This is a genomic window from Roseivirga ehrenbergii (assembly GCF_001593005.1).
Lineage (GTDB): Bacteria > Bacteroidota > Bacteroidia > Cytophagales > Cyclobacteriaceae > Roseivirga > Roseivirga ehrenbergii.
On the sequence record NZ_LQZQ01000045.1, the window covers coordinates 422,105 to 446,154 of the forward strand.

Consider the following 24,050-nt stretch of genomic DNA (forward strand, 5'->3'; position numbering starts at 1 on the left):
ACATTTTTGCCCTTTATAAGATTTATCATGAAGTATAGTTTGAATACATATATGCATAGCGCAAAGCTATGCGTTGGTACAAAACACACATTTTTTATTTCGCCCAATGCAGAAAAGAATTCTTGTAGTTGATGATGACCCTTCATTTAACAAAATGTTATCCGCTTTTTTAGGTCGGCATGGCTTTTTGGTAAATTCAGTTTATACCTCAAAATCGGCCATGGAAAGTATGGGCAATGAAATGCCCGATTTAATATTGACTGATTTCAAACTTCCTGATTTAGATGGACTTGAGTTGATTGAGCTTATTAAAGCTAAAGTTCCTGAAATGGCCATTATTCTAATGACTAATTACTCTGATATTCGTACGGCAGTAAAGTCAATTCAGCTTGGGGCTTTTGAGTTTGTTACTAAGCCAGTAAACCCAGACGAACTGTTAATTACTATTGAGGCTGCTTTGAATCAGAAGGAAAAGAAAGTGGCCATAGCAAAACCTGAGAAGAAGAGAAATATAACGTCATCGGGTAAAAAATACATTATTGGCCAGTCAGAAGCTTCTAAGCAACTTTGGGAACATATTAAGCTTGTGGCGCCAACTCAAATGAGTGTTTTGCTTTTGGGTGAAAGTGGTACAGGGAAGGAGTATGCTGCAAAAATGATTCATGAAAGCAGTAAAAGGGCTGATAAAACTTTTATAGCAGTAGACTGTGGAGCACTTTCAAAAGAGCTCGCGGCAAGTGAATTGTTTGGTCATGTAAAAGGGGCTTTTACTGGGGCGCTTAAAGATAAAAAAGGACAGTTTGAGCTGGCTGAAGGTGGAACTTTGTTTTTAGATGAGGTAGGAAATTTACCTTATGATGTTCAGGTACAATTGCTAAGGGCGTTGCAAGAGCGAAAAATTAAACGGGTGGGGAGCGAAACGGATATTTCTGTGGATGTTAGATTGATTTCGGCAACGAATGAAAAAATGCAGCAAGCCATTGATGAACAGCAATTTAGACTTGATCTTTTTCATAGGCTAAATGAGTTTGAACTAAAGCTAATGCCACTTAGAAAGCGTTTGGGCGATTTAGATGAATACTTGAACTTCTTTTTAGCCCAAGCCAATAGTGAGTTAGAAAAAAAGGTGAATGGGTTTTCTTCGGCTGTAATTCAGGTTTTTCAACAGTATAGTTGGCCTGGTAACTTAAGGGAATTAAGAAATATTGTGAGACGAGCGGTGCTATTGTGTCAAACCGATCAGATAGAATTGGCTCAAATTCCAAATACTTTAATGAATGAAAATGAGGTTTTGGAAGAAAAAAAACACGAAAAACCGATAGCCACCAAACCCGAAAGCGGAGGTTTGTTACACAATTTGAAAGCTATGCAAGAACTTCAAGAGAAGGAAACGATCGAGAAGGTACTGCTAGAAACAAAGTATAATAAATCTAAAGCCGCAGAACTGTTAAATATCGATCGATCAACGCTTTATAACAAAATTGCTAAGTATAGCATTGAGATTTAAGCGCTAACAATTCCTTGTTCATCTGAATAAGCGTAGGAAGCAATTCATGCGCTGTTTCAAGCATTTTTTCGTGTTTACCTAACTGATGATAAACTTCAATGCTTTTTAGTGTTTCGGAAATTGGAGTATGGTTTATGCTGTCATAAGTTTGCACCATTTTATGGGCCGTATTGGCCAAAAGCACTAGGTTTTTAGATTCAAGAAATTGATTGAAGTCAGTAACGTTTTTATGATTACTTCGGATTAACTCTCTCACCAAATCAGCCAACAATTCCTCGTCATCGCCTGAAAACTGTTTAATACGGTCGAAATTAAATTTTGTCGTTACGGAATCGGGATTGTTTTGCGTATTATTATTTGCACTGTTAGAATGATGAAGCATGTCTTTCAGGATTTGGTCAATGGCTAGTTCTTGATAAGGCTTTGTAAGCACAGCCGAAAAACCCATTTTTTCAAACTCTTTCAATTGTTGGGGCAGAGAATGGGCTGTTACAGCAACTATAGGTAGTTCATTATTAATTTTACTCACTTCTTTTAGTATTTCTATACCGCTCAATTGGGGCATATTAATGTCGGTGAGAATAAGCTGTATGGATTGATGTTCATTTCTAATATAAGCCAAAGCTTCGGTTCCAGATTCAAAAACGGTTAATCTATTTACTTTAGGCTGAAGTATGGTTTTGAGCAAAGTGGCGTTCCAATGATCGTCTTCAATAATTACTACATGTATATTGGCTATATCTGTTGATAAGTTTTCTGAGTGCAGTTTCTGTGCCTTTACAATATGCTTTTGGTACGGTAATTTTAGTTTAAGGGTGAAAGTAGTTTCCTGATTTGGATGGCTTTCAACGCTTATTTTGCCCTTCATTGCTTCCACCAATTTTTTTACAATGGCCAAGCCCAAACCGGTGCCACCATATTGCTTGGTCACAGAGGCATCTTCTTGCTCGAAAGAATTGAAAATACCTTTAAGCTTGTCAGGAGCTATTCCTTTTCCGCTGTCCTTAACCCTTATGGTTAAGTCATATTTATCATGCTTTTTTTGGGCAGAAACCTGTAAGGCCACTTGGCCTCGATGGGTGAACTTAACAGCATTAGACAGCAGATTAATCAATATTTGCTTTATCCTAAATTCATCTCCAATCAAATCAATGTGTTGTAATTCAGGGTCATACGAAACCAGAAAATTCAATTCCTTTTCTTGGCATTGCAAGGCATAAATATCTTCCATTTGATTAACCAAATCTGGAATAAAAAATGGCTTTTTCTGTAGGCTTATCTTTCCCGAATCTAGCTTCGAAAAGTCGAGAATATCATTCACGAGCGTCATTAAATATTCTGTACTTTCCGAAAGTGCGTTGGAATATTTTCGTTGGGTTTCATTCAGTTTGGTGTTCTTTATAAGGTCTGAAAAACCAAGGATACTGTTTAGCGGGTTTCTTATTTCGTGGCTCATATTGGCCAAAAACTCTTCTTTTATTTTGGCCAATCGATTTGCTTTGTTCTTTTCTAATTCTAACCTTTTACTTAAGTAGTAAGAGTTTGTCAAATCTTTGCCAATGGCGACTAAGAAAAATCCTCCAAGTCCGATTCCTAAAATGCCAATAATGAGTACAGCAAAGGTAGAATCACGAGAAATCTGATAACTCTCTTGTCTTTTTTTTGCGGAAAGTTGTTGCTCATAAGTCTGTAGCTGCTGAATTATTTCATCAATTTCAGCTCGTAAACGCATGTCTTGTCGCAGTAGATTTAATTCCTTAGAAGAAAGGTTGTATTGACTTCTGAACTCTTGATTTGCCACCTGCTGAAGGATTTCTTTCACTTTAAGCAACATGCTGTCTGGGTTATAATTCACCAAGGTGAGCGTGTCGATAACCACTTCTGTTGTGCGAAGTGTATCATTTTGAACTGTAGTAATGGTGTCCACTCGAATGTTTTTGGCTCCAAAAAGACGTTTGACACCTTCCCATAAACCTGGTTCTTTATATTCAGTTTCTACCAAATCTTGCTTAATCGTAGGCTTTGTTTCTTCTGTGGTTTTAATTTTGGCGAGCACTTTTGATTCAGTACTTGCACTGTCTACTGTAGATTCTGTAATTTTTTCGAGGGCCTCATTGCTGAAATTCTTGGTTTGCCTATTCTTTTTGGTGAGTAAGAAGTCGCTTAGATAATTGAGTTTTTGAAGAAAAAGTATTTCTAGTGAATCTATTCTCTGTATCTGAAGACTATCTTGAGTCATTCTCTTTTTTAGCTCATCAATACTGAGTTGTGTTTGCTTTATTTCATTCTGATACGCTGTATAGGCGTTATCGTCATTGGATAAGATATAATACTGAATATAGTTTTCAGCTTTAGTTATGCCCTGAATGGTTTTCTGAATAAGAGGAGTTTTCTCATCAGGTTGAGAAAGTAGGTTAATGGAATGACTGAGCTTTTGATAGCTTTCATAGCTCCAATAAATTCCACCTCCAATCACCAGAATAATGATAATGAAGGTTACCCATACTTTCTTCTTAATACTAAAATCGGAAGATGTATTCATATGCTATAAACCCATTTTCTCCCTAATGTTCTTGAAGCTCAAATAAAATCTGTTAAAATTATCAGTATATGGATTTTACAACTCATATACACTTGGGGGTGTCTATATGAATGTTTACCAATTGAACTATGAAAAAGCTACTAGTTGCAGTCATCCTGATTCCCTTGTTTTTTTGTTACTGTGAGAATTCAGATGAAGAGGCTTTAGTTTATTTGATGGTAAAGAATGAGGCAACGCTACCTTTAGATGAGGTAACCATTTATTTAGGTGGATATGTCCACACGTATGGAACGGTTGGTAGCCTAGAGTCTTCAAATGTACGCCCATTTAAGAATACTTATATAGCAGATTCCATTACATTTAAATACGATTCTCAGTCAGCTGTTATTAAGCCAAATAATGCCCTTGTTCAATGGATTGGCGTGGAAATGGGGGCGACATATCAATATGTGATTAGCTTAGATGAAAATGAAAATTTTCAATTTAGTGTAACTCAAACAAAGTAATCCGAACCAAAAGAAAAAGGCCACTCAAAAATATTGAATGGCCTTTTCGCTAAATAAACTATACTAATCTTTATTCAAAGTCCTTGAAGAAACTCAAATCGGCTTTGTCATAAGCGGCTTTAAATTTAGGCCATGCAGTATTGAAAAACTCATTCGTTTTCTCTTCTGTTAGCTTTATCATTTGCTCTGCTTTTCTTACTGCATTTCTTTCTGTTTCACCAGGGGCTCCCATACGAGAGTTGTTGTATCTTCTGGCTTCCTGAATATAGTTATTTGCAGTTGTAAAACGCTCTCTTACTACGGCTTGTCCTCTTTCTCCAGGTACGCCAATAGTAAGTTTTCTAACTGGTAAGAAACTCTCTTTTACTTCTTCAACAGCCTTTTTCAAATCCTTCACTTTGTCAGCATCAACGTTTTTCATTTGCGCTTCTACTTTCTCAATGATTTCGTTCGCAGATCTAACCTTGTTTGTGATTTCAGCAAAAGACTGAGACATTTTCAGTACTTGATCCTCAAAAGCTTTATTGGCTTGTAGCTCAGACATGCTGATTTCCATTCTTGGGTCAAGGTGTACTTTCACCATTTTAGAAACCTGCTGATCACCAAACTCTAACACTATTTTGTAAGTGCCTGGCAGGGCCGATCCAGCAGATTGCTCACGGTCTTGTCCTCCGCCACCGAAGCCACCAAATCTACCTCCACCGCCAGAGAATTCAACTGGGTAAGGGTTTCTTCTATCTAAATTCCAAGATATGGTATTGATTTCTCCTTTCTTAATATTTGAAGTTCTAGTTCTAACGGTATCGCCACTAGCATTTAGAACAATCATTCTCACTCTAGTAGGCAGCTTCTTTTCAGGAGTTTCTGTTGTTTCAGCTTCTTTGCTATTACGCTTTCTACGTGATGATTTGTCATCTACAGCCTCTTCTTTTTTGGCGTCATCTCTTACCCAGAACTTCACGTTAGCAGAGCTTAAATATTTGTTTTCACCTTCGAATGGGCCACCATCAGCAGGGAAACGCATCCCTGGAGGCTGACGGTAAGTCATCTGATATGCATCAGCTACATCAAACATTATGATGTCAGAATTTTTCACCGTTTCAACTCCTTTAGCAGCAAACTCTCTCAAAGGTCTTAAGTCGTCAAGAATATAGAACGCTCTACCGAAAGTACCGATTACTAAATCATCTTCTCTTTCTTGCCAAGCCAAGTCCATAGTTGAAGCATTTGGATAACCGTGGTTCCATTTGTTCCAGTTTTGAGCTTTATCGAAACTTACGTACAAACCATTTTCAGTACCTAAGAAAATCAAATTAGGCTCTCTTTCGTCTTGAAGAATAGAAAGTGTGTAACCAAATACATCGTTATCATCTACAATTCTGGTCCAAGTTTGACCATAGTCTGTAGTGTGATATGCATAAGCAGTAAAGTTATTTCTTCTGTAATCATTAGCAATTACGAAGGCTTCACCCGCATTATGATGTGATGCTTTGATCTGCGGAATCCAACTACCTGCAGGTAAACTAGGAAGTTTAGCCGCTACATTAGTCCAAGTTTTTCCTTTGTCTTTGGTTACCTGTACATTTCCGTCATCAGTACCAGCCCAAATTACATTTTTGTCGAGTGGGCTAGGAGCTATGGCAATAATAGTAGTGTGATTTTCAGCACCAGTTGCGTCTAGCGTTAAACCACCACTTTCGTTTTGCTTTTGTTTTTCAGGGTCATTCGTAGATAAATCTGGAGAAATGATTGTCCAGTCATCTCCTCTGTTTGTGCTATAATGAACAAACTGAGACCCAAAATATACAGCGTTTGAATTGTGCGGATCAACGGCTACTGGTGAGTTCCAGTTGAATCGAAGGCTTGTAGCAGTATCTGGTGCTGTTGGCTGAATGGTCTTAGTATAGCCGCTTACTTTGTCGTAGCGTGTAACACTTCCTTGCTGCGACATAGTGTAACCATACCTTGAGTCACCTGGAATTGGAGCAACGTCAAAACCGTCACCAAAGCTTAGTTCTTGCCAGTCGTGGTTTCTGATTCCTGCACGGTTAAAGACATATGCAGGCCCAACCCATGAACCGTTGTCTTGCATTCCACCATACACATTGTAAGGCATTTCGTTATCTACATTTACATGGTAGAATTGACCCACAGGAAGTTTTTCAGTGAACCTCCATGTTTTAGCCATATCACGCGTAATGTTCAAACCTCCATCATTACCGTCAATCATGTAAGAAGGATCTTCTGGGTGAATCCACCATGCATGGTGATCTGGGTGAACCCCAGAGTAAGGAATGATTTCTTCCCAAGACTTTCCGCCATCTTCAGACCTAGAAACCCTAGAGAAAAGGCTGTATATTCTGTTTTCGTTTTTAGTATCTACAAAGATGTCAGCATAATAGAATGGACGATCTCCAATGTTTTGAGTGTTGGCAGAAGCTGCTCTTAGTTCCCAAGTGTTACCTCCATCGGTAGAACGATAAAGACCATTGGCCTTTGATTCGATCATGGCATAAACATAATCAGGTCTGCTTCGTGAAATCGCCAAACCAATTCTACCATAATCGCCTTTTGGTAATCCTTTTTCTCCAGTTAGATTTTTGAAAGTGTCTCCACCATCGTTAGTCACATAAAGTCCTGAACCTGGGCCGCCAGATTTGAAGAACCAAGGCCATCTTTTGTGTTCCCACATGGCAACAAAGATCTTGTTTGGGTTAGAAGGGTCAGCCACCATATCGGCCACACCAGTAAGGCTATTTGTATAAAGTATTTTCTCCCAAGTCTTTCCGCCATCTTTGGTTCTGAAAAGGCCTCTTTCTTCGTGTTCGCCCCAAGGAGAACCGATTGCGCCAACATAAACAATATTAGGATTATCTGGGTGAATGTAGATTCTGTGGATGTTACGGGTTTTTTCTAGCCCCATCAAATCCCAAGTTTCACCACCATCTATAGAACGGTAAACGCCATATCCACCGCTCACAGAGTTACGCGGATTTCCTTCACCTGTTCCAACCCAAATAATGTCTGGATTTTTCTGGTAAATAGAAATGGCACCAATTCCAAGCACGGCTTCATCGTCAAAAAGAGGCTCCCAGTTAAGGCCACCACCAGTTGAACGCCATAAACCACCTGATGCAGCTCCTGCATAGATGATCTCAGGATTACTTTCCACTACATCAATGGCCGTGATTCTGCCACTCATAGCAGCTGGTCCGATGCTCCTGGCTTTCATGTCTTTGAAAAGATCCATGTCTACTTTTTGGCCATAGACCAAAGCAGAGAGTAGCATGAATGTTAGACCCAAAATCGATCTGATTTTTGAAGGCCTAAATAGCTTTAAATGCTGAATACTCATTAAGTTGTTGATTTGATTGAAAATGAAATTTTGACAATTTAAACCAAGAACTTAAAAACCGAAATTCAATTCGTAAGAACGCAAACAATGCTGTATGAATGGTTAGTATTTCAATTACCATTCACTTATCAGAAGCTTAATACCTAATCCGAAATTTAGGTGATCGAAACGTGATTTTTTCACGGTCAAATCATACACTTCATCGGTTTTGTTGTAACTCACGCTTTGTGGGGTTAGGTACTCTACAGTAGAGGATTTAATGGCTTTTATGTTAAAGTCTAAGCTTAAAAACTCGTTGATAAAAACTTCTAAACCACCACCCAAGCCGTAGTTCATGGCAAAGTCATCAATGTCTCTAACTACATCCCATTGTTCTTGCAATGGGCCATCTCTGAAATGAGCCGTAGTGGCAATGTAACTAAAGCCTCCAAAGAAGTCAGCATAGGGTTGAAGGCCTTCTGAAACCGGTGGCTTAATCCTGATGAGTCCGAGCATATAGGCCATTTCATTATTTCTTCTGATTCTGACATCACCTAAATCATCACCATGCCATCCATCTCGAACTTCGGAACCATAACGAGTTACTCCGAGCATGCCGCCCAAGTGAATAGGAGAGCCGTTGATTTGAAAAGCGATATCTGAACTGATACCGCCACCCCAGATTTCGGGAGCGTCTTTTTTTAGGTCGCCCATAGGGGCAAAGCCATTTAGGCTTAAACCGAAAGTAGATTGACCTTTAGAAAAAACAGGGAAAAAGAGAAGTAATGCAGGTATTAAAAAGTATTTTGACATGTTGTTGGTTGTTTTGACTGCTGTTTTCTATACCAATAATGTGCCAAAAAAACGCACCACAACCAATGCTAAAATATTTTGAGGCACATCTAAAATAATTAGTATTTTTGGTTTCAAAATCTTTGACATGAGTATAGTTTCAGAAAACATAAAGCACCTTAGAAAACTTAAAAATTGGACACAAGGCGATTTTGCAGAAAAAATCGACATTAAGCGATCGCTAGTTGGGGCTTATGAAGAAGGCAGGGCAGACCCTAGGCTGAATAACTTGCTGAATATGTCAAAGGTATTTAAGGTGCCCGTAGATTTTCTAATATCGAAAGATCTTTCGAGCCTCAGTGAAGAGCAAATCTTGAAATTATCAGCGCCAAGAAAGCCGTCTTCAAAAGTGCTTTCTATTACAGTGGATAAAAATAACGAGGAATTAATTGACCTGATTCCTCAAAAGGCTTCTGCTGGTTACCTGAACGGTTATGCAGACCCAGAGTATTTGGAAGAACTTCCTAAGTTTCAGTTACCAAATTTACCAAAGTCGGGTACTTACCGTGCTTTTGAAATCACGGGTGATTCTATGCTTCCGTTAAGGCCAGGCACGATTGTGATTGGTAAGTACTTGGAAGATGTGACGGATATTAAAAACGGACGCTGTTATGTTATTCTTTCCAAGGAAGAAGGAGTGGTGTATAAACGTGTTTTCGATTATACGCTGGAAAATGGAAAGCTATTTTTGGTGTCGGATAATAAAGCTTATTCGCCTTACGACATTCCGGTAAGTGATGTTATTGAAATTTGGGAAGCAAAAGCTTACTTGAGCATGGATTTACCCGATTATTCTGATGACACCATGGACTTTGAGCAATTGAAGAGTATTGTTTTAGATCTTCAACAAGAGGTAATTAAGTTGAAAGATCATCATCCAAGGTTGAATTAAGGTTTTTCAATTTTAAGTTTTTCGTAAAGAGCTATTCTATCGGTTTTTTCTGAAGCAGTTCTAGTTAATGCATCAATCAAAAATAACTCATTTGGTTTATAGTACTTGGTCAAGGAGGATTCTATGACCGATTTAAGTGTTTCAATTGTACTACCATGTTTCTTTACAATTGCCGCCACATAGGTTTCGCCAAGTTGCGGATGCGTTTTCTTTAAAAGGACTACTTCAGTAGCTAATAACTGACTAAGTTGGTTTTCTAGTTGATCAAGGTGTATTTTTATTCCCCCAGAATTAATTACAAAATCGGCCCTTCCCAACCATTTAAACTGCCTTCCTTTGAGCTCCACTACATCATTGGTTTGAATCCATTCGTTAAGTGTTACATCCGCTTTTATACGTAAGCAATCACGGTAATCTGTTTCTACCGAAACACCATCCAATACTGTATAATGGTCGCTTTTGTTGGCTCCATTTATAGGCTTGAGGGCAATATGCGAGACGGTTTCCGTCATGCCATAAGTACTGAAAACCTTTGTGGAGAGTGATTGTATTTCTTTTTCCAATTGAGCACTAATTGGAGCGCCACCTACAATAATGCTTTCAATGTTATTGAGTTGCTTTCTTCCTTTGTCAGTCTTCAACATGCGTTCAAGCTGAAGAGGAACCAGTGCGGCAAAAGAGAACTTTTGGTCTGCTTCCAAATATTCTTCAGGATTTGAACTTGGGGGAACCAACGTAAGATTCCAATCAAATTCCATAGCCCTCACTAACATCATTTTACCACCAATAAATTCAGGGTTGATGCATAGTAATGCTGAAATGTCTTTTTCGAGGTTTAGCGTTTTGGCGGTTCTTTTAGCACTAGCAATCATTTGTGCTCTTGAGATGTATATGGTTTTAGGTTTCCCAGTAGAACCGGATGTTTCTTGGGCAAAAGTCTGCTTGCCAGTGTGCCATTCATTTATGAACTTAGTTGCCGAAATATAGGCTTGGTCGTGGCTTGATTCTTGCGCTAAAATCAATTTTGAAAAATAACTTTTTGTACCATTCCATATCAAACTGCCGCTCATAGACCAATTTTAGTTCATTATGATTAGAGTTCAAACCCTTACACTTGCCTTTCTTTTCATTGTTACACTTTCAGTTTTTGGCCAAAACGCTTCACAGTTTGTGATTAAGGGAAATGTAGCGGATAAGCAGACAGGAGAAACGCTTCCATATGCCTCTGTTTTTTTAGCCAATACTACCGTTGGAACGGTCTCAAATGATCAAGGAGATTTTGTTTTAAATGTACCAAAATCAGGCTCATATGACTTAATTATCAAATTTGCTGGTTATAAAACCTTCACCCAATCTATTCAGTTTTTCGAGCCTCAAACCATTGAGGTTACAGTGAAACTGGATGTGGATACTCGGCAGGTGAGTGGTGTAACCGTTATGGCGAAGAAAGATGAGAAATGGAGACGTAATCTGGAAGATTTCAAAATTGGCTTTTTAGGTACTTCTCCTTTTGCCGAACAATGTAAGATTCTTAATGAAGAAGTAATTGATTTCTACTTTGATGAGGAGAATAATATTTTTGAAGCCTTTGCCAGCGAACCACTTATCATTGAGAATAAGGCACTTGGGTACAGAATTAAATATGTATTGGAAGGATACTACGTCTATTTTAATGAGAAATACTCTTCTTATTGGGGTTACCCATCATATGAAGAATTAAGAGGAGATAAGAAACCAAGAGCACGATGGTTGAAAAATAGAGAAATAGCCTATTTAGGCTCTGTCGACCATTTTTTTAGTAGTTTGTTTAATAATAACCTTAAGAAGGATGGTTACGTGGTTCAGATGGCAAGGGATATAGAAGGCAAAAGGTATTTAGATAGAAATGAGCTTGATTTGTATCAGTTTGTGAAGCCAGGGGCTACAGTAAACTCAAAACGTTTAGAGTTTGAACACATACTTTATGTTACTTACACTAAAGAGTTGGTTTCAGAAGAAATAGGCTCGGTTATTAATGTATCAAAAGTACCAGTGAGTGGCAATAAGCAGCGTTCGCAGTTTTATCTTCTGGAAGGAAAAACATTTATTGAGTTTGAGAAGAATGGCTACGTTTATAACCCACTTGATTACCTTGTTGCTGACTATTGGGCCATCGAAAAAATGGGAGATTTAATGCCTATCGATTATATAAATACTCGCTCAACTGACAAATAACTCATTAGGCCTTAAACGCTTCTAAAATTGCTCTTTTATATTCAGCAAATACCTCTGTATTGCGCTCCGAATTGGTTTGTATTTCCAGAATTTTGGCATTCTTAGAAGTGGTGAAGAACGCTTCTAAGTAATCTTTTAAATCTTTTAGGTTCGAGCAGCAATGGTATTCAAAACCAAAGTCTTTTGCCGTATTTTCAGCATTTAGCTTTTGCTTAGTTTCGAAGTATTCTTCTAGCTCGGGTTGACGTTTTGGACCGTCAATCATTCTGAAAATTCCGCCTCCATGATTGTTAAAAACAATAACACGCAAATTCTTGAGGTTGTAATTGTGCCAAAAAGCATTGCGGTCATAGAAGAAGGCCATATCGCCCGTAAACAATACGACAGGCGATTTTTGAGATAAGGCAGCTCCAACGGCAGTACTATTACTACCATCTATTCCACTCGTTCCTCGGTTCGCGAAAATCTCTACCTGCTTATTTTTTGGTGCACCAATAATGTTTGCGTAGCGAATTGCCATACTATTTGCGAAGTGCAGTTTTGCCTTGTTTGGAACTACATTTAGCACAGCATTAAATGCCTGAAATTCGCTGAATTTCTTCATTTTTATGAAACTAGCCTTGGCTGTTTCAACAACTTGGTTTACCTGTTGCCATTGATTTAAGTAGCTGAAGCTACCTTTACCATCTACATGCTGAACAAATTCACCAAAGAAAATTTCTGGATCAATTTTTATCAATTCTGTTAGGTGCTGCAGGCTGTCGTTTAATTTTTCTGAAGAAGAAATATGCCAGTGTTCCGTAGGAGGGTTGTTTCTTAAGTACAGCTTTAAGTTTTTGGAAATTAGAGACTTGCCTAGCGTAATTAGTAGCGTTGGAGCTAATTCTCTATTGATAGTATTGAGCTGAGGATTCAAGAAAGAATCTTGGTTGGAGATCACTCCAGGTAAGTCATGTTGATTAGAGATGACGTCTGCGATAATTGGAATGCCAGCTTTTTCCGCAAAGCGATACAGAGCAGTATGCAACGGTTTAGAATATTCCATTTGCCCTAGCACAATTGCTTTTCTTGTATGATTTTGCCATTTTTTACCAAGGCTCATCCATTGTGCGAGATGAATATTTCCTTGAAATGGAGTGTTCTTGATTACCCTAACTTCGGGAAAGTTTACAAGCTCATTTGAATCAGGATAGAATGGTTCTCTAATTGGTACATTGATATGAACAGGGCCTTTTCTGCCAATGCTGGCATTAATGGCTTCATTCACAATTCGATTGCAATGCCATTTGGCATCTTCATGATTTACTTCAACCGGAAGGTCATAACTTGCTAAAACATGCTTTCCGTAAATATTTGATTGCTGAATGGTTTGCCCATCATACTGATTTGTCCATTCAGGAGGACGATCTGCGGTAAGGATCAACAAAGGAATTTCCTGATAAAATGCCTCAGCTATGGCAGGGGCATAATTATAGGCTGCTGAACCTGAAGTGCAGATTAGAGCTACTGGTTTGTTTTGTTGCTGCGCCATTCCCATTGCAATAAAAGCAGCAGAACGTTCGTCAGGAATTATTTTAGTCTCAATTTCTGGGTGACGTACAAATGCCAAAGTAAGCGCAGCCGACCTCGAGCCCGGTGAAATGATAGCCGATTCAATGCCATGTGCGGCACAAACACTTGCTATATCGTAGATGTGTTGAAGGATCAAGATTGTGAATTCAAGATATTAAGTAATGTATTGAATTTCATTTCAGTTTCTTCAAATTCCTTTTCAGAAACAGAGTCTTCTGTTACTCCAGCACCAGCATAAAGGATTGCACTGTTTTCAAGTAACTGCATACAGCGAAGGTTAACGAAAATAGAAGTCTTTTGGTCATTTTGAACTGGCCCTAAAAAACCTGAGTAAAACGATCGGTCAAAGCCTTCATGTTGCTGAATAAAGTTTAAAGCTGCTTCTTTAGGCATTCCGGCAATAGCAGAAGTAGGGTGTAATAACTCTAACATTACGGTACCAAGCTCAGGGAAATTCGTTTCCTTCATGTTTACTTCAAACTCTGTTTTAAGGTGAAGTAAATTCCCGGCAATAATCGTTTTTGGCCCTTTCTCCTCGTATTCTCTAAGCCTAATTTTCTTAAAGCAGTTAATGATGTATCGGCTTACCAGCGCCTGCTCCTCGATCTCTTTTTGTGTCCATGCAGTGTCAGAAATGGGTTTAGCGATATCTCTTCTTTGCGTTCCTGCCAAAGCCACAGTCTTAAACTGCGAGTGATTGACCTCTAAAAGTAATTCCGGAGTAGCGCCCAACCAAGTTCCTGTTTCGGGCATAGAAACAATTGAAACGAAGGCGTTTGCATAAGCATCGCACAATTGAAGGTACTTGGTGATTAAATCAAAATCGACATTAAGAGAAATAGCTTTCGACCTAGCGGGTACAACTTTCTGGAATTCGTTATTCTTGATGGCTTCAACCCCAAGCTGCACTAAATCTTTATAATCAAGGTCAGCACCTTTTATGTCCTGATCTTTTACATGGTATTTTAGTTTCTCCTCTGGCTTTTGGAATTGTTGTTTTAGTTGCATGAAGAACTTTGCCTGAAGCGCATTTTCCTCGCTAGTTAAGTCTTCATGCTGAATGATTTCATCAAAATCAAAGGAGACGTGGAAATCACTTTTAATAAATAATGTGGCACTACTTTTTGGGTCGAAAGGAGAGAAGATAAAGCCTTTCTCGGAAGTTTCTAGATCGGGTCTTTCAACTTCCTGGGCGCTGCTAAAAGACACCATTAGATTGACTTCCTTTTGATGCGGTGCTCGCCAAACGGCCAATGGTAGTCCTAAATTTACGGCTACCTGAAATATTGATCTTAGCGTATGAGTCTTTTCAAATCCCGTAAAATCAAGGGATGATATTGCTGATTGCTTTTGATTCATTTCTTACTTTTTATCCATCACCGCCATAGTGATTCTACTGATACAGACCAGGTCATCGTTTTCGTTGGTAATTTTAATTTCCCAAACCTGTGTTTTTCTTCCAACATGATGTGGTCTTGCCACTGCATAAACCCAGCCTTCTCTTACAGACTTAATATGGTTCCCGTTGATTTCTAAACCTACACAATATTGTTTTTCAGGGTCTACTACAGAATGCGCAGCAATACTACCAAGTGTTTCGGCCAATGCCATAGACGCCCCGCCATGTAACAGACCCAAAGGTTGTTTTGTTCTATGGTCAACAGGCATTTTGGCGCGCATAAAGTCAGCACCTATTTCTGTAACCTCTATACCCAAATGTTCAACCATGGTATTCTTGCTGAACTGATTAACTATTGAAATATTAACTCCCGGATGAAACATGAAGGTTCTGAATTAGTTTCTAGATTTGTGCCTGAATTGGGCAAAAATAGAACAAAATTGATGATCAAAAAAATCTACCTTACCCGCCACGGACAGACAGATTTTAACAAACAGGGAATTGTGCAAGGCAGAGGTGTAGATTCTGACCTAAATGAAATGGGAAGGGCTCAGGCTCAGGCATTTCATGAAGCGTACAAGCATATTCCTTTTGATAAGCTCTACATTTCTTCGCTTAAAAGAACCGCACAGTCTATGGAGAATTTTATTCAGCAAGGCTTACCTTATGAAGCGCTGCCTGAGTTGGATGAGATTAGCTGGGGTATTCACGAAGGGGCAGAAGTAAACGAAGAGCAGCACGCTTATTACTTCGAAATGATAAACAGTTGGCAAAGAGGCGAAACGCACAAGGCTATTGAAGGCGGAGAGAGCCCTGAGGGTTTGGCGCAGAGGTTACGTGCTGGGCTATCTTATATTATGGCCAAAGAGAACGAAAATAACGTTTTGATTTGCATGCACGGCCGAGCTATGCGTTTAATGCTGGCCACTATTTTTAATTACCCAATTAGCGGAATGGATTATTTTCTACACAATAATTTGGGCCTTTACGAGATTACCTACACCGGAAAAACCTTTGTGTTAGATAGGTATAATGAAATTAGTCATTTGCGCCATCTATAGTGGCCAAGGCTATTTTGGCTTTACTATCTAAGCTGTTTTTATAAGGATGCTTTTTAAATTCTAATACCTTATTGAAATATGCTTTTGCTTGCTCATTGTCTTTTTCTTCCAATTTTATGTAGCCCATTTGAAGGAAAGAATTGGGTATGAAATAAGACTCTGGGAGTATGTTTGCGTTTGAAGTTACCTCCTCATAAAGCTCCATAGCTTCAGCGTAATTCGACTTGAGCTGCGCTAATCTTGCCTTTCTATAGGTGATTTCATGAACCTCCATAATGGTTAATTTCTCAAGGTTCAGTTTAGAAATGGCTTTGCTGGCCAATGTATAGTAGCCACCATCAATAGCGTATCTGATTTGGAGTAGTTTAAAATTAGGCAACGCGTCTGCTTCCAAAATAGCTGAGGCATTTTTATCTGCTTCTGAGGTAGCACCTTCCGTGGTCTTTGCTTCTTCCCAGTATTGTTTAAATGAAGTGTTTTTCCCTAAGAAGTATTCACACATCGCCACCTTCATTCTCGAGTCTTTTAGCTGGTTTCTTCCTTTAAATTGATTGATATACTCTAAATAATGCGTTTTGGCTTGATTGTACATTCCACCCTGAAAAAGTGCTTCGGCCAGTAAGTATTCAAATAATAGGGGAGCTCTGGCTTCTTGGTTTTCTAAGGCTTCTGCTAGTAGCTGGGCAGCTTCATTTGCATTGTGTGCTTTCATCAAAATGAGAGAAGAAATATACACTTCAGCCATTGTTTTCTGGTTAGAAGTATTGTTTTTAAGGTTCTCTAAAGCTTCTTCATGTTGCTCTAAAAGGTAAGATTCAATCATGGAAGAAATGAGCGTTGCTTCAAGTGTAAAAGGAGTAGATTCTTTAGAGAGCTCCTTCAAATGCATTAATCCATTTTCCACATCACCTTCAAGCCCCAATACATTTAATATCCATTGTTGATTATCGGGAACAGCCCCGAAAATAACCTGAAGCAAACCCATGGTTTTAAAATTGAGTTTGAAATCTGGGTATTTATCAATGTTGTCTTCCGTAATTTTGTAAGCATTTCTTAACCCCCATACGCCATTCAGCGTGTTTCCGAATTTAAGTTTTACAAACGCCCATTGCATTTTGATTTCCGCTCTGAAGAAATCGATATATGGAGATTCAGTTGAAGTATTTTCAAGTTGTTTTAATCTTTCGCTTTCATTCTTTTTCAGAACATCATAGCGTTCTTCATCTTCACTGAAAATAAGTTCTAATACATCGTTAAGGTTAGCAATATATAGCTCACTCATCGGTATTTCTGTGCTTTCCAAAGACGATAGGATAGATTTTGAGGCTTTGAAGTTTAAATTCAAAGTGGTATGGTAGGCCAAGTCAAAGTTGGGAGTTTGACTCTGGGCAAAGCTACTTACTTGTGTTAAAATGAAAAATGGATAGACGAAAACGCCTATCCATTTTTTTATTTTTGGATACATTAATATCAAATTAAGCTTTAGTTGCAGCTCTTCTGCTTCTTTTTGGTTTCGCTTCTTCTACAACGATCTCGTCCGTAACGTCTGCTAAAATTCTTCCACAGTGCTCACATACAATAATTTTCTTACGCTCACGAATATCAGCTTGTCTTTGAGGAGGAACAACATTGAAACATCCACCACAAGCACCTCTATCTACAGGAACTACTGCTAAACCGTTTCTTGCGTTATCGCGAAGTTTGTTGTAAGAAACTAAAAGTCTTTCTTCGATGTCTTTAGTCGCTTTTGTTCTTGCGTTCATTAGCTTCTGCTCGTCATCGTGACTTTCTTTGGTCAAAGTTTCGAGTTCGCCTTTTTTGCTACTCAAATCTTTAGCTCTTTCGGCTAATTCCTCTTCAGTCTTGGCGATTTCACCATTCTTGATTTCGATTTTTGCGAAGGCTTCTTTGATTCTCTTTTCAGAAATTTGAATCTCTAGGTTTTGAAGCTCAATTTCTTTTGTAATGGCATCATACTCACGGTTGTTACGCACGTTCATTTGTTGCTCATTGTATTTTTTGATTAGCGCCTCAGAGTTTTTAATCTGGGTCTTATAATCTGCAATACTAGTTTCAAGATCTCCAGCCTCAGACTTGAATTTATCAATTCTTGTCTGGTATCCAGCGATCTCATCTTCTAAATCAGCTACTTCATCAGGTAGGGCACCTCTTACTTTTTTGATTTCATCCAATTCAGAATCAATTCTCTGAAGATTAGTAAGGGCGTCAAGTTTTTGTGCTACAGTCTTTTCCATTCACGTTTTTTTAGAAGTACAGTACGGGGTTCGTATTCACCTCTGTCAAATAGGTTGCAATATTAGCAAATTTTTCTGTCAATAATGAATGCAAAAGCTCTTTTGTAAACTTTTCGCTTTCATAATGCCCAATGTCTGCAATCATTGTTTTCCCCTCACCATCAAAGAACTCATGATACTTGAAATCTCCGGTCACAAAAGCATCGGCATTTTGGATCATAGCAGCAGATAAAAGGAAGCTGCCGGCTCCACCGCAAAGTGCTACTGTCTTGATCGAGTCTGTATTTTTGGCGGTGTAACGAATGGTATTCAGTTCCATAGTTTGTTTCAAATGCGTTAGGAATTCTTGGCTTGTCATTTCCTTTTCTAGTTGTCCAATCATTCCAGAACCCACTTCTTGGTTTTCATTTTCTAACTGGCTGATATAATAAGCTACTTCCTCATAAGGATGGTTTTCCTTTAAAGTGCAAATAACTTTACTGCTTAAATAACTCGGATACATGATTTCTACCCGGTCTTCATCCACATGTTCTAGCTGACCTCTTTCACCAATTACCGGATTGGCTTTTTCGTTGGGTTTAAAGCTGCCGGTTCCATTTACTTTAAAACTACAGTGTGAATAATTTCCTATTTCCCCAGCGCCAGCAGAATAAAGTGCATCGAGTACCTTGTTTGTATCTTCCTTGGGAATGAACACCACGAGCTTTTCTAAAAGTTGATTTTTAGGAGCTAATATTCGTGTATTAATTAGTCCAATTTTATTAGCAATTTTTTGATTCACACCCAAATACACATTGTCTAAATTGGTGTGAATGGCATAAATAGCGATGTCGTTTTTTATGGCTTTAATAATGGTTCGCTCCACATAATTTTTTCCATTGAGCTTTTTAAGGCCTTTGAAAACGATTGGATGATGGGCGACAATCAGATTGCACTTTTTGTTAATAGCATCGTCAATAACAGACTCAATGCAGTCCAAGCTCACCATTATTCCACTTACATTCCAGTTTTTATCTCCGGTGATTAAACCTGAATTGTCGTAAGACTCTTGATATGCTGGAGGTGCAAGTTTTTCCAGTTCTTCAATGATCTCCTTGATTTTTACCATCTTTGTAACTTTTAGAATGCTAAGATAGAAACCTGAATAGAATGAAACTCTTACGATGGATATTATTTCCCATTTCTGCCCTTTATGGTGGGCTAATGAGTTTCAGAAATCACCTTTACAATATAGGCAAGAAGCCTCAGGTTGAATTTGACCGTACCGTGATTTCGGTTGGTAACCTTTCTATGGGTGGAACCGGGAAAACGCCTATGGTGGAGTACTTAATCAGGTTACTACAAAAGGATTATCGATTGGCCACTTTAAGTAGAGGCTACGGAAGGAAAACTAGAGGCTATAGAATGGCTTCCGAAACCGATACTGCTGAAACAATGGGGGATGAGCCCTATCAATATTATAGAAAGTTCGGAACAAATATCTCAGTGTGCGTTGGTGAAGAAAGAGTTATAGCCATTCCTTCTGCGCTTATGGAGAAGGAGGATATTGAGGTTTTTCTTTTAGATGATGCCTATCAGCATAGAAAAGTAGCCAGAGATTTCAATATTCTTTTGAGCGATTTTAATCACCCTTTTTACGAAGATTATATTTTGCCTACTGGTGAATTACGCGAAAGTAGAAGTGGAGCCAAAAGGGCAGATTGTGTTATTATCACCAAAAGCCCAGAAACTATTGATGAACAGGAGCGAAGGGAAATTAAGGTGAATGTAAAAGTCTATTTAGGAGAAAAGCCAGTGTTCTTTAGTAGGATTATTTATGATGAACCAAAGCCAGTGTTTAAGGAGCAGTTAGGTGAATTAATAAAAGGAAGCACTGTGTTATTGCTAACAGCTATTGCCGACAATAAAATGTTCAAAACTGAGGTTGAAAGAAACTACAGTATAAAACAGGAGTTTGTTTTTCAAGATCATCACGGTTTTACTGCAAAGGACTTAGACGGTTTACTGACTTATTTACAGACACAGAAAGAAGAGATAAAGATTGTAACGACAGAGAAAGACATGGTACGACTTTTGACACTTGCCGAGCATCCACTTTTTAAGAAGACAACGGCTTTTTATATTCCCATTCGCTTTGAACTGGAAGAAGAAGAGAAGTTTACCAGTCGGTTGTTTAAAGTGCTAGAACAAAAGAAAAACCTCAATTGAATTGTTAATTTTGGGCGTGCTGAAGAGGGTATTATTTATTTCATGTTTTTTGGTGTTAAGTGCTACGGCTTTTTCTCAAGGTAACACCACGTTTAGTGTCAATAGAGATTCACTGAAAAGTCAGAGAGAAAATCGACTTTTAAAAGATACTGTTGAGAGTGTGTACGGTCCCTTGACCACTCGCTACACTTACGAGAAGAATTTTAAGTTCAATAACCTTGTTTTCAATTATCCAGACACCATTCCTGATAACCTTCATCGCTATACTGATATTGAAAGAAATGGCAATCTTGGTCAAAATTTGGGCAATCTAGGGACAGCCTACCGAGGTTTGTATTATGAGCCATCTATGACTATTGGAAGGCGGTCAGGTTATAATGCTTATGATGAATTTTATGTTGGCCCTGACGATATTAAGTATTTCGATACCAAGTCTCCATTTACAGAAATCAATGTGGTATATGGAGGTGGTCGAAGAGGTCAAACAGATATTGTCTTCGCTCTAAACGACAGTGTTTATTTGAATTTGGGCTTTCAGTATAAAAGTGTGAGGGCCGAAAAACAGTTGGCATTTTTAAGCACTGGCGATTTTCAGTCCAAAGGAACCAATTATAACTTCTTCGGTTTTATTCGCCCCAAAAAGCTGCCTCGCTATTTGGCTTTGTTTAATTTTACCCAAATGAAATTTAGTGTGGATGAGCAGGGAGGAATTCTTGATCCTGCCATCGACCCTGCTAATGATGAGGACGGTGCAGAGGCTACCTATTTTAAGTATAGAGATGCTAACGTGTTACTCGATGATGCCGAAAGCTATGATAAGCGTGGTGGAGTGCATATTTTTCAGCAATACAATTTAGATTCAGTATTACAGGTGTATCACTCTGGTACTTATTATAATCAAATAGTGAGGTATACTGATGAATATAATTTGGCCGGCTCCGACTCTTTGATCTATAAACCTGTGGGGCGTAATTTGGTGATAGACTCCATCTTGGATAGAACTACTTATAATGAGCTCTCAAATGAATTTGGAGTTAAAGGTTATACCAAAAGTTTCTCATACACAGTATTTTATCGCTCTCGCTATTTGAAATACGACAATAGAATTTTAGGTGGCGAAGGTGCTGATTTAGAAAGTTATTTGGGTGGTACTTTGAGGCAGAAAATCACGCCAAAAATTTTCTTGAAAGCTTCTGGAGAATATTTAATAGGAGGTGGCTTTTTTGTTGAAGGAGATTTTACCAGTAGTTTCTTCGATGCTAGAGTTTCTAAAGTATCTAGCCAACCCTCTTACCTTTCAGAACTTTACGCTGGTCAGCAAGGCTATTGGATCAACGGGTTTAAAAACGAGCAGTCCGAAAATCTCTATGGAGAAGTTAAAATTAATACTCAGGGCATGAGTTTTAGGCCATTGATCAGGTTCAATAGAATCGCTAATTACCTCTATTACGACCAAGATAAGCGCCCAAACCAAGCGGTTAGCGATATTGTCATTTTGGCTCCTGGTTTCCATTTTGATTTCAATCTGTCGCCAAAATGGAAATGGTCGAGTAGTTTTTATTATAATACAGTTTCTGGAGGTTCTTCAGATCTTTATCGCCTTCCAGATATGTTGGCGAATGGGCAACTGGCGTATAAAAATGTAGTTTTTAACGGTAAAATGATAGTTCATACTGGAATAGATTTGCACTACCGTTCGGCCTATTATGCCAATGCTTATAACCCTATTGTTCAGCAATACTACCTTCAAAACGACTTTGAAAATGATGCTTTTATTAAGGCCGATTTATTCTTGAATTTCAAAGTTGAGAATTTTCATTTCTTCGTTAAGTCGGCTCATATTAATCAAGGTATTACTTCCGATGGTTATTTCTTAACACCTTATTATACTGGCGTTAAGCGTACATTAGACATGGGCGTTCGTTGGTCATTCTACAATTAAAAATGTTCGGATTAAGTAGCCTTAAAATAGAAAAGTCATTCTGAAAGCGGTATCAATTAATTTGATTAGGCTTTCCAGAATGACTCTCTGAATTGGGTTGAATATACCTTAGTTACCTGTGCTAAATAGTTTAAAGTTAACGCCAAGGTTTAACACGTGTTTGAACTGAATTTCTCTAGACACATTTCCGTCCTCACCCTTGATTAAAATATCGTCATCGTAGATCAATTGCGTACCAAAGGTAGCGTTGAACCATTTGTTCACTTTCATCACCAATAAAGTTTCCCAGTTAGTATCAACATTACCGAAACTATCATAAGCTGTAAAGAAGTTTAGGTTAGATTGAAAAGTAATGTTGTCCATTAACTTCAAGTTTAATGTAGTGAGCATGTTTGCACCAAATTCAGCTCTAACTTTATCGCCCGGGTCGACACCATAAGCACCTGCGGCTGAAAGTTCATCGTCCATTACAAAAGTGAATTTACCCGCTGCAGGGGCAAAAGAAACAGTAAGTACGTCACCGCTACTGTATTCCATGCCTAAGTTTACAGAAAGGTAACCAGGCGCCATAAAATTGGATATTTTCTCAGCAATTTCTTCTCCAGCATTTAAAGGATCAGCCACATAATTATTACCTTCAAGTAGTTGTGTTCTCAAAATACTAGACACGCTGTAGCCAAATTTCTCGTTGATCTTTCTTTTGTATTGACTTAATAGAATGATCGCATCGTCAGTTTTTCTAAAGTCTTTGTCGCCCAATTTAGCACCGCCAAGAGCAAAGTCAATCTGATTTTTCCATGTAGAATGGGTAGCTTTTCTGATTGCTGCTGCGTTAAAAATTGTACCCAACGATACCGAGCTTTCGCCCCCTCCAGCCCAATTAGATAGACCAACGTTTGCGAAGGTGAATCCTAAAGAGCCATTTCTTTCCCATTTTACGGAGTCAGCCGTTGTTTGCGACTGAGCAGTATACGCCACCAAGAGGGTAAGGCAAATGAGTAGTGTTTTCTTCATAATGTCAATGTTTGGAAATTGAAATAATCAAATTGATTTTAAAATGCGTTGCAATTTAGCAGGTTCGATAAAAATTAAGGGCGTAAAGGTACTACTTTTTAATATTTGAGTAGTAGCCTTAACTTTGTAGAATGACTGAAGAACTGAGCAACCACCTTTTAGGATTACAATTACCAACTGATCCTCGTTGGGTAAATATTGCCCAGATGAACATTGAGGAGATTCTCGTTGATCATGCCTATTGTGAGCAGAAAGCAGCTTCTTCGTGCATTTCGTTGATCGTTTTGTTTCCAGAAAAAACAGAAATGGTTGAAATGATAACGCCTGTTGTGGCGGAAGAATGGAATCATTTTGAAAGGGTTTTGGAGCAACTTAAGAAAAGAGGAATGTCATTTGGTCAAGCTAGAAAAGATGAATATGTCATTCAACTTCAAAAGGTGGTTAGAAAAGGAGGTAGCCGAGATCAGCAATTAGTAGAAAGATTATTGATGAACGCATTAATCGAAGCAAGGAGTTGTGAACGGTTTAAGATTCTCTCTCAAAACATTCAAGATCAAGAGCTCAAAAACTTCTATTATGAACTTATGGTCTCAGAGGCAGGTCATTATAAAAACTTTATAAGTTTAGCCAAACACTATATGCCTGACGACTATGTGCTTAACAGGTGGAAAGAATTCTTAATTGAGGAAGCAAAGATTTTAAAGTCTCTCGAAGTTAGAGGAGATAGAATGCATTAAGAATACACCTTTTAC

Annotated in this window: 19 protein-coding genes; 8 read left to right on the top strand and 11 right to left on the bottom strand. The window is 38.4% G+C overall.

What is annotated here, in order from left to right:
- The first annotated feature begins 106 nt into the window (after positions 1-106).
- Positions 107-1,507 carry a sigma-54-dependent transcriptional regulator gene (locus MB14_RS12135; protein WP_062591927.1) on the top strand — a complete coding sequence of 467 codons (1,401 nt, stop codon included), beginning with the start codon at positions 107-109 and terminating at the stop codon, positions 1,505-1,507.
- Here the strand turns inward: MB14_RS12135 and MB14_RS12140 are convergent.
- Positions 1,485-4,049, bottom strand: coding sequence for an ATP-binding protein (locus MB14_RS12140; protein WP_062591929.1), 2,565 nt, complete (start codon positions 4,047-4,049; stop codon positions 1,485-1,487). The two genes, MB14_RS12135 and MB14_RS12140, sit on opposite strands and share 23 nt — an antisense overlap.
- Before the next feature lie 128 nt (positions 4,050-4,177).
- Between MB14_RS12140 and MB14_RS12145 the strand changes: the two genes are divergently transcribed.
- Complete coding sequence (locus tag MB14_RS12145) at positions 4,178-4,555, top strand: hypothetical protein (protein ID WP_062591931.1); 378 nt, start codon at positions 4,178-4,180, stop codon at positions 4,553-4,555.
- 70 nt (positions 4,556-4,625) lie between these two features.
- On the opposite strand, the gene MB14_RS12150 is transcribed toward MB14_RS12145, so the two are convergent.
- Together MB14_RS12150 and MB14_RS12155 are read right to left on the bottom strand one after the other, a co-directional pair.
- Positions 4,626-7,910, bottom strand: coding sequence for a VPS10 domain-containing protein (locus tag MB14_RS12150; protein ID WP_246032579.1), 3,285 nt, complete (start codon positions 7,908-7,910; stop codon positions 4,626-4,628).
- A 114-nt stretch (positions 7,911-8,024) separates the two neighbouring features.
- The gene (locus MB14_RS12155; RefSeq protein WP_062591933.1) at positions 8,025-8,702 is read right to left on the bottom strand and encodes a hypothetical protein; all 678 of its coding nucleotides are present in this window, start codon (positions 8,700-8,702) and stop codon (positions 8,025-8,027) included.
- A 127-nt stretch (positions 8,703-8,829) separates the two neighbouring features.
- Between MB14_RS12155 and MB14_RS12160 the strand changes: the two genes are divergently transcribed.
- The gene (locus MB14_RS12160) at positions 8,830-9,633 is read left to right on the top strand and encodes an XRE family transcriptional regulator (RefSeq protein ID WP_062302224.1); all 804 of its coding nucleotides are present in this window, start codon (positions 8,830-8,832) and stop codon (positions 9,631-9,633) included.
- On the opposite strand, the gene MB14_RS12165 is transcribed toward MB14_RS12160, so the two are convergent.
- The gene (locus MB14_RS12165) at positions 9,630-10,703 is read right to left on the bottom strand and encodes an AMP-binding protein (RefSeq protein WP_062591934.1); all 1,074 of its coding nucleotides are present in this window, start codon (positions 10,701-10,703) and stop codon (positions 9,630-9,632) included. The two genes, MB14_RS12160 and MB14_RS12165, sit on opposite strands and share 4 nt — an antisense overlap.
- A gap of 19 nt (positions 10,704-10,722) precedes the next feature.
- Between MB14_RS12165 and MB14_RS12170 the strand changes: the two genes are divergently transcribed.
- Positions 10,723-11,847, top strand: a complete 1,125-nt coding sequence (locus MB14_RS12170; protein WP_062591937.1) for a carboxypeptidase-like regulatory domain-containing protein — start codon at positions 10,723-10,725, stop codon at positions 11,845-11,847.
- Between the two features lie 4 nt (positions 11,848-11,851).
- On the opposite strand, the gene menD is transcribed toward MB14_RS12170, so the two are convergent.
- From menD to MB14_RS12185, 3 genes are read right to left on the bottom strand one after another with little or no spacing between them, the layout of a single operon-like run.
- Positions 11,852-13,555: a 2-succinyl-5-enolpyruvyl-6-hydroxy-3-cyclohexene-1-carboxylic-acid synthase gene (menD, locus tag MB14_RS12175; protein ID WP_062591939.1), complete on the bottom strand. Its 1,704-nt coding sequence runs from the start codon at positions 13,553-13,555 to the stop codon at positions 11,852-11,854.
- Positions 13,552-14,778 (bottom strand): chorismate-binding protein, encoded by a 1,227-nt coding sequence (locus MB14_RS12180; protein ID WP_084376058.1) that lies wholly within the window; start codon positions 14,776-14,778, stop codon positions 13,552-13,554. Before MB14_RS12180 ends, menD begins: the two co-directional genes overlap by 4 nt.
- A 3-nt stretch (positions 14,779-14,781) precedes the next feature.
- Positions 14,782-15,147, bottom strand: coding sequence for a hotdog fold thioesterase (locus tag MB14_RS12185; protein ID WP_246032578.1), 366 nt, complete (start codon positions 15,145-15,147; stop codon positions 14,782-14,784).
- Positions 15,148-15,261: 114 nt separating this feature from the next.
- Between MB14_RS12185 and MB14_RS12190 the strand changes: the two genes are divergently transcribed.
- Positions 15,262-15,879, top strand: coding sequence for a histidine phosphatase family protein (locus tag MB14_RS12190; RefSeq protein ID WP_062592745.1), 618 nt, complete (start codon positions 15,262-15,264; stop codon positions 15,877-15,879).
- On the opposite strand, the gene MB14_RS12195 is transcribed toward MB14_RS12190, so the two are convergent.
- From MB14_RS12195 to MB14_RS12205, 3 genes are read right to left on the bottom strand one after another with little or no spacing between them, the layout of a single operon-like run.
- Positions 15,857-17,344 carry a tetratricopeptide repeat protein gene (locus tag MB14_RS12195; RefSeq protein ID WP_062591945.1) on the bottom strand — a complete coding sequence of 496 codons (1,488 nt, stop codon included), beginning with the start codon at positions 17,342-17,344 and terminating at the stop codon, positions 15,857-15,859. The genes MB14_RS12190 and MB14_RS12195 overlap by 23 nt on opposite strands.
- A gap of 10 nt (positions 17,345-17,354) precedes the next feature.
- Positions 17,355-18,134 (bottom strand): zinc ribbon domain-containing protein, encoded by a 780-nt coding sequence (locus MB14_RS12200; protein WP_062591947.1) that lies wholly within the window; start codon positions 18,132-18,134, stop codon positions 17,355-17,357.
- A 10-nt stretch (positions 18,135-18,144) separates the two neighbouring features.
- Positions 18,145-19,242 (bottom strand): Nif3-like dinuclear metal center hexameric protein, encoded by a 1,098-nt coding sequence (locus tag MB14_RS12205; RefSeq protein ID WP_062591949.1) that lies wholly within the window; start codon positions 19,240-19,242, stop codon positions 18,145-18,147.
- 41 nt (positions 19,243-19,283) lie between these two features.
- On the opposite strand from MB14_RS12205, the gene lpxK reads away from it, so the two are divergent.
- Both lpxK and MB14_RS12215 read left to right on the top strand, forming a co-directional pair.
- Complete coding sequence (gene lpxK, locus MB14_RS12210) at positions 19,284-20,342, top strand: tetraacyldisaccharide 4'-kinase (RefSeq protein WP_062591951.1); 1,059 nt, start codon at positions 19,284-19,286, stop codon at positions 20,340-20,342.
- A 16-nt stretch (positions 20,343-20,358) separates the two neighbouring features.
- Positions 20,359-22,284 (top strand): putative porin, encoded by a 1,926-nt coding sequence (locus MB14_RS12215; protein ID WP_157716586.1) that lies wholly within the window; start codon positions 20,359-20,361, stop codon positions 22,282-22,284.
- A gap of 108 nt (positions 22,285-22,392) precedes the next feature.
- Here MB14_RS12215 and MB14_RS12220 read toward each other — a convergent pair whose 3' ends face one another.
- Complete coding sequence (locus MB14_RS12220) at positions 22,393-23,298, bottom strand: DUF3078 domain-containing protein (protein ID WP_062591954.1); 906 nt, start codon at positions 23,296-23,298, stop codon at positions 22,393-22,395.
- Between the two features lie 131 nt (positions 23,299-23,429).
- On the opposite strand from MB14_RS12220, the gene MB14_RS12225 reads away from it, so the two are divergent.
- On the top strand, positions 23,430-24,035 hold the full coding sequence (locus MB14_RS12225) for a MiaE family protein (protein WP_062591955.1): 606 nt from the start codon (positions 23,430-23,432) through the stop codon (positions 24,033-24,035).
- Positions 24,036-24,050: the final 15 nt, after the last annotated feature.

What these genes read in the sequence shown, in the direction of transcription:
- MB14_RS12135 (WP_062591927.1), top strand. Translation starts at nt 107, where the DNA reads ATGCAGAAAAGAATTCTTGTAGTTGATGATGACCCTTCATTTAACAAA.
- MB14_RS12140 (WP_062591929.1), bottom strand. Translation starts at nt 4,049, where the DNA reads ATGAATACATCTTCCGATTTTAGTATTAAGAAGAAAGTATGGGTAACC.
- MB14_RS12145 (WP_062591931.1), top strand. Translation starts at nt 4,178, where the DNA reads ATGAAAAAGCTACTAGTTGCAGTCATCCTGATTCCCTTGTTTTTTTGT.
- MB14_RS12150 (WP_246032579.1), bottom strand. Translation starts at nt 7,910, where the DNA reads ATGAGTATTCAGCATTTAAAGCTATTTAGGCCTTCAAAAATCAGATCG.
- MB14_RS12155 (WP_062591933.1), bottom strand. Translation starts at nt 8,702, where the DNA reads ATGTCAAAATACTTTTTAATACCTGCATTACTTCTCTTTTTCCCTGTT.
- MB14_RS12160 (WP_062302224.1), top strand. Translation starts at nt 8,830, where the DNA reads ATGAGTATAGTTTCAGAAAACATAAAGCACCTTAGAAAACTTAAAAAT.
- MB14_RS12165 (WP_062591934.1), bottom strand. Translation starts at nt 10,703, where the DNA reads ATGAGCGGCAGTTTGATATGGAATGGTACAAAAAGTTATTTTTCAAAA.
- MB14_RS12170 (WP_062591937.1), top strand. Translation starts at nt 10,723, where the DNA reads ATGATTAGAGTTCAAACCCTTACACTTGCCTTTCTTTTCATTGTTACA.
- MB14_RS12180 (WP_084376058.1), bottom strand. Translation starts at nt 14,778, where the DNA reads ATGAATCAAAAGCAATCAGCAATATCATCCCTTGATTTTACGGGATTT.
- MB14_RS12185 (WP_246032578.1), bottom strand. Translation starts at nt 15,147, where the DNA reads ATGGTTGAACATTTGGGTATAGAGGTTACAGAAATAGGTGCTGACTTT.
- MB14_RS12190 (WP_062592745.1), top strand. Translation starts at nt 15,262, where the DNA reads ATGATCAAAAAAATCTACCTTACCCGCCACGGACAGACAGATTTTAAC.
- MB14_RS12195 (WP_062591945.1), bottom strand. Translation starts at nt 17,344, where the DNA reads ATGTATCCAAAAATAAAAAAATGGATAGGCGTTTTCGTCTATCCATTT.
- MB14_RS12200 (WP_062591947.1), bottom strand. Translation starts at nt 18,134, where the DNA reads ATGGAAAAGACTGTAGCACAAAAACTTGACGCCCTTACTAATCTTCAG.
- MB14_RS12205 (WP_062591949.1), bottom strand. Translation starts at nt 19,242, where the DNA reads ATGGTAAAAATCAAGGAGATCATTGAAGAACTGGAAAAACTTGCACCT.
- lpxK (WP_062591951.1), top strand. Translation starts at nt 19,284, where the DNA reads ATGAAACTCTTACGATGGATATTATTTCCCATTTCTGCCCTTTATGGT.
- MB14_RS12220 (WP_062591954.1), bottom strand. Translation starts at nt 23,298, where the DNA reads ATGAAGAAAACACTACTCATTTGCCTTACCCTCTTGGTGGCGTATACT.
- MB14_RS12225 (WP_062591955.1), top strand. Translation starts at nt 23,430, where the DNA reads ATGACTGAAGAACTGAGCAACCACCTTTTAGGATTACAATTACCAACT.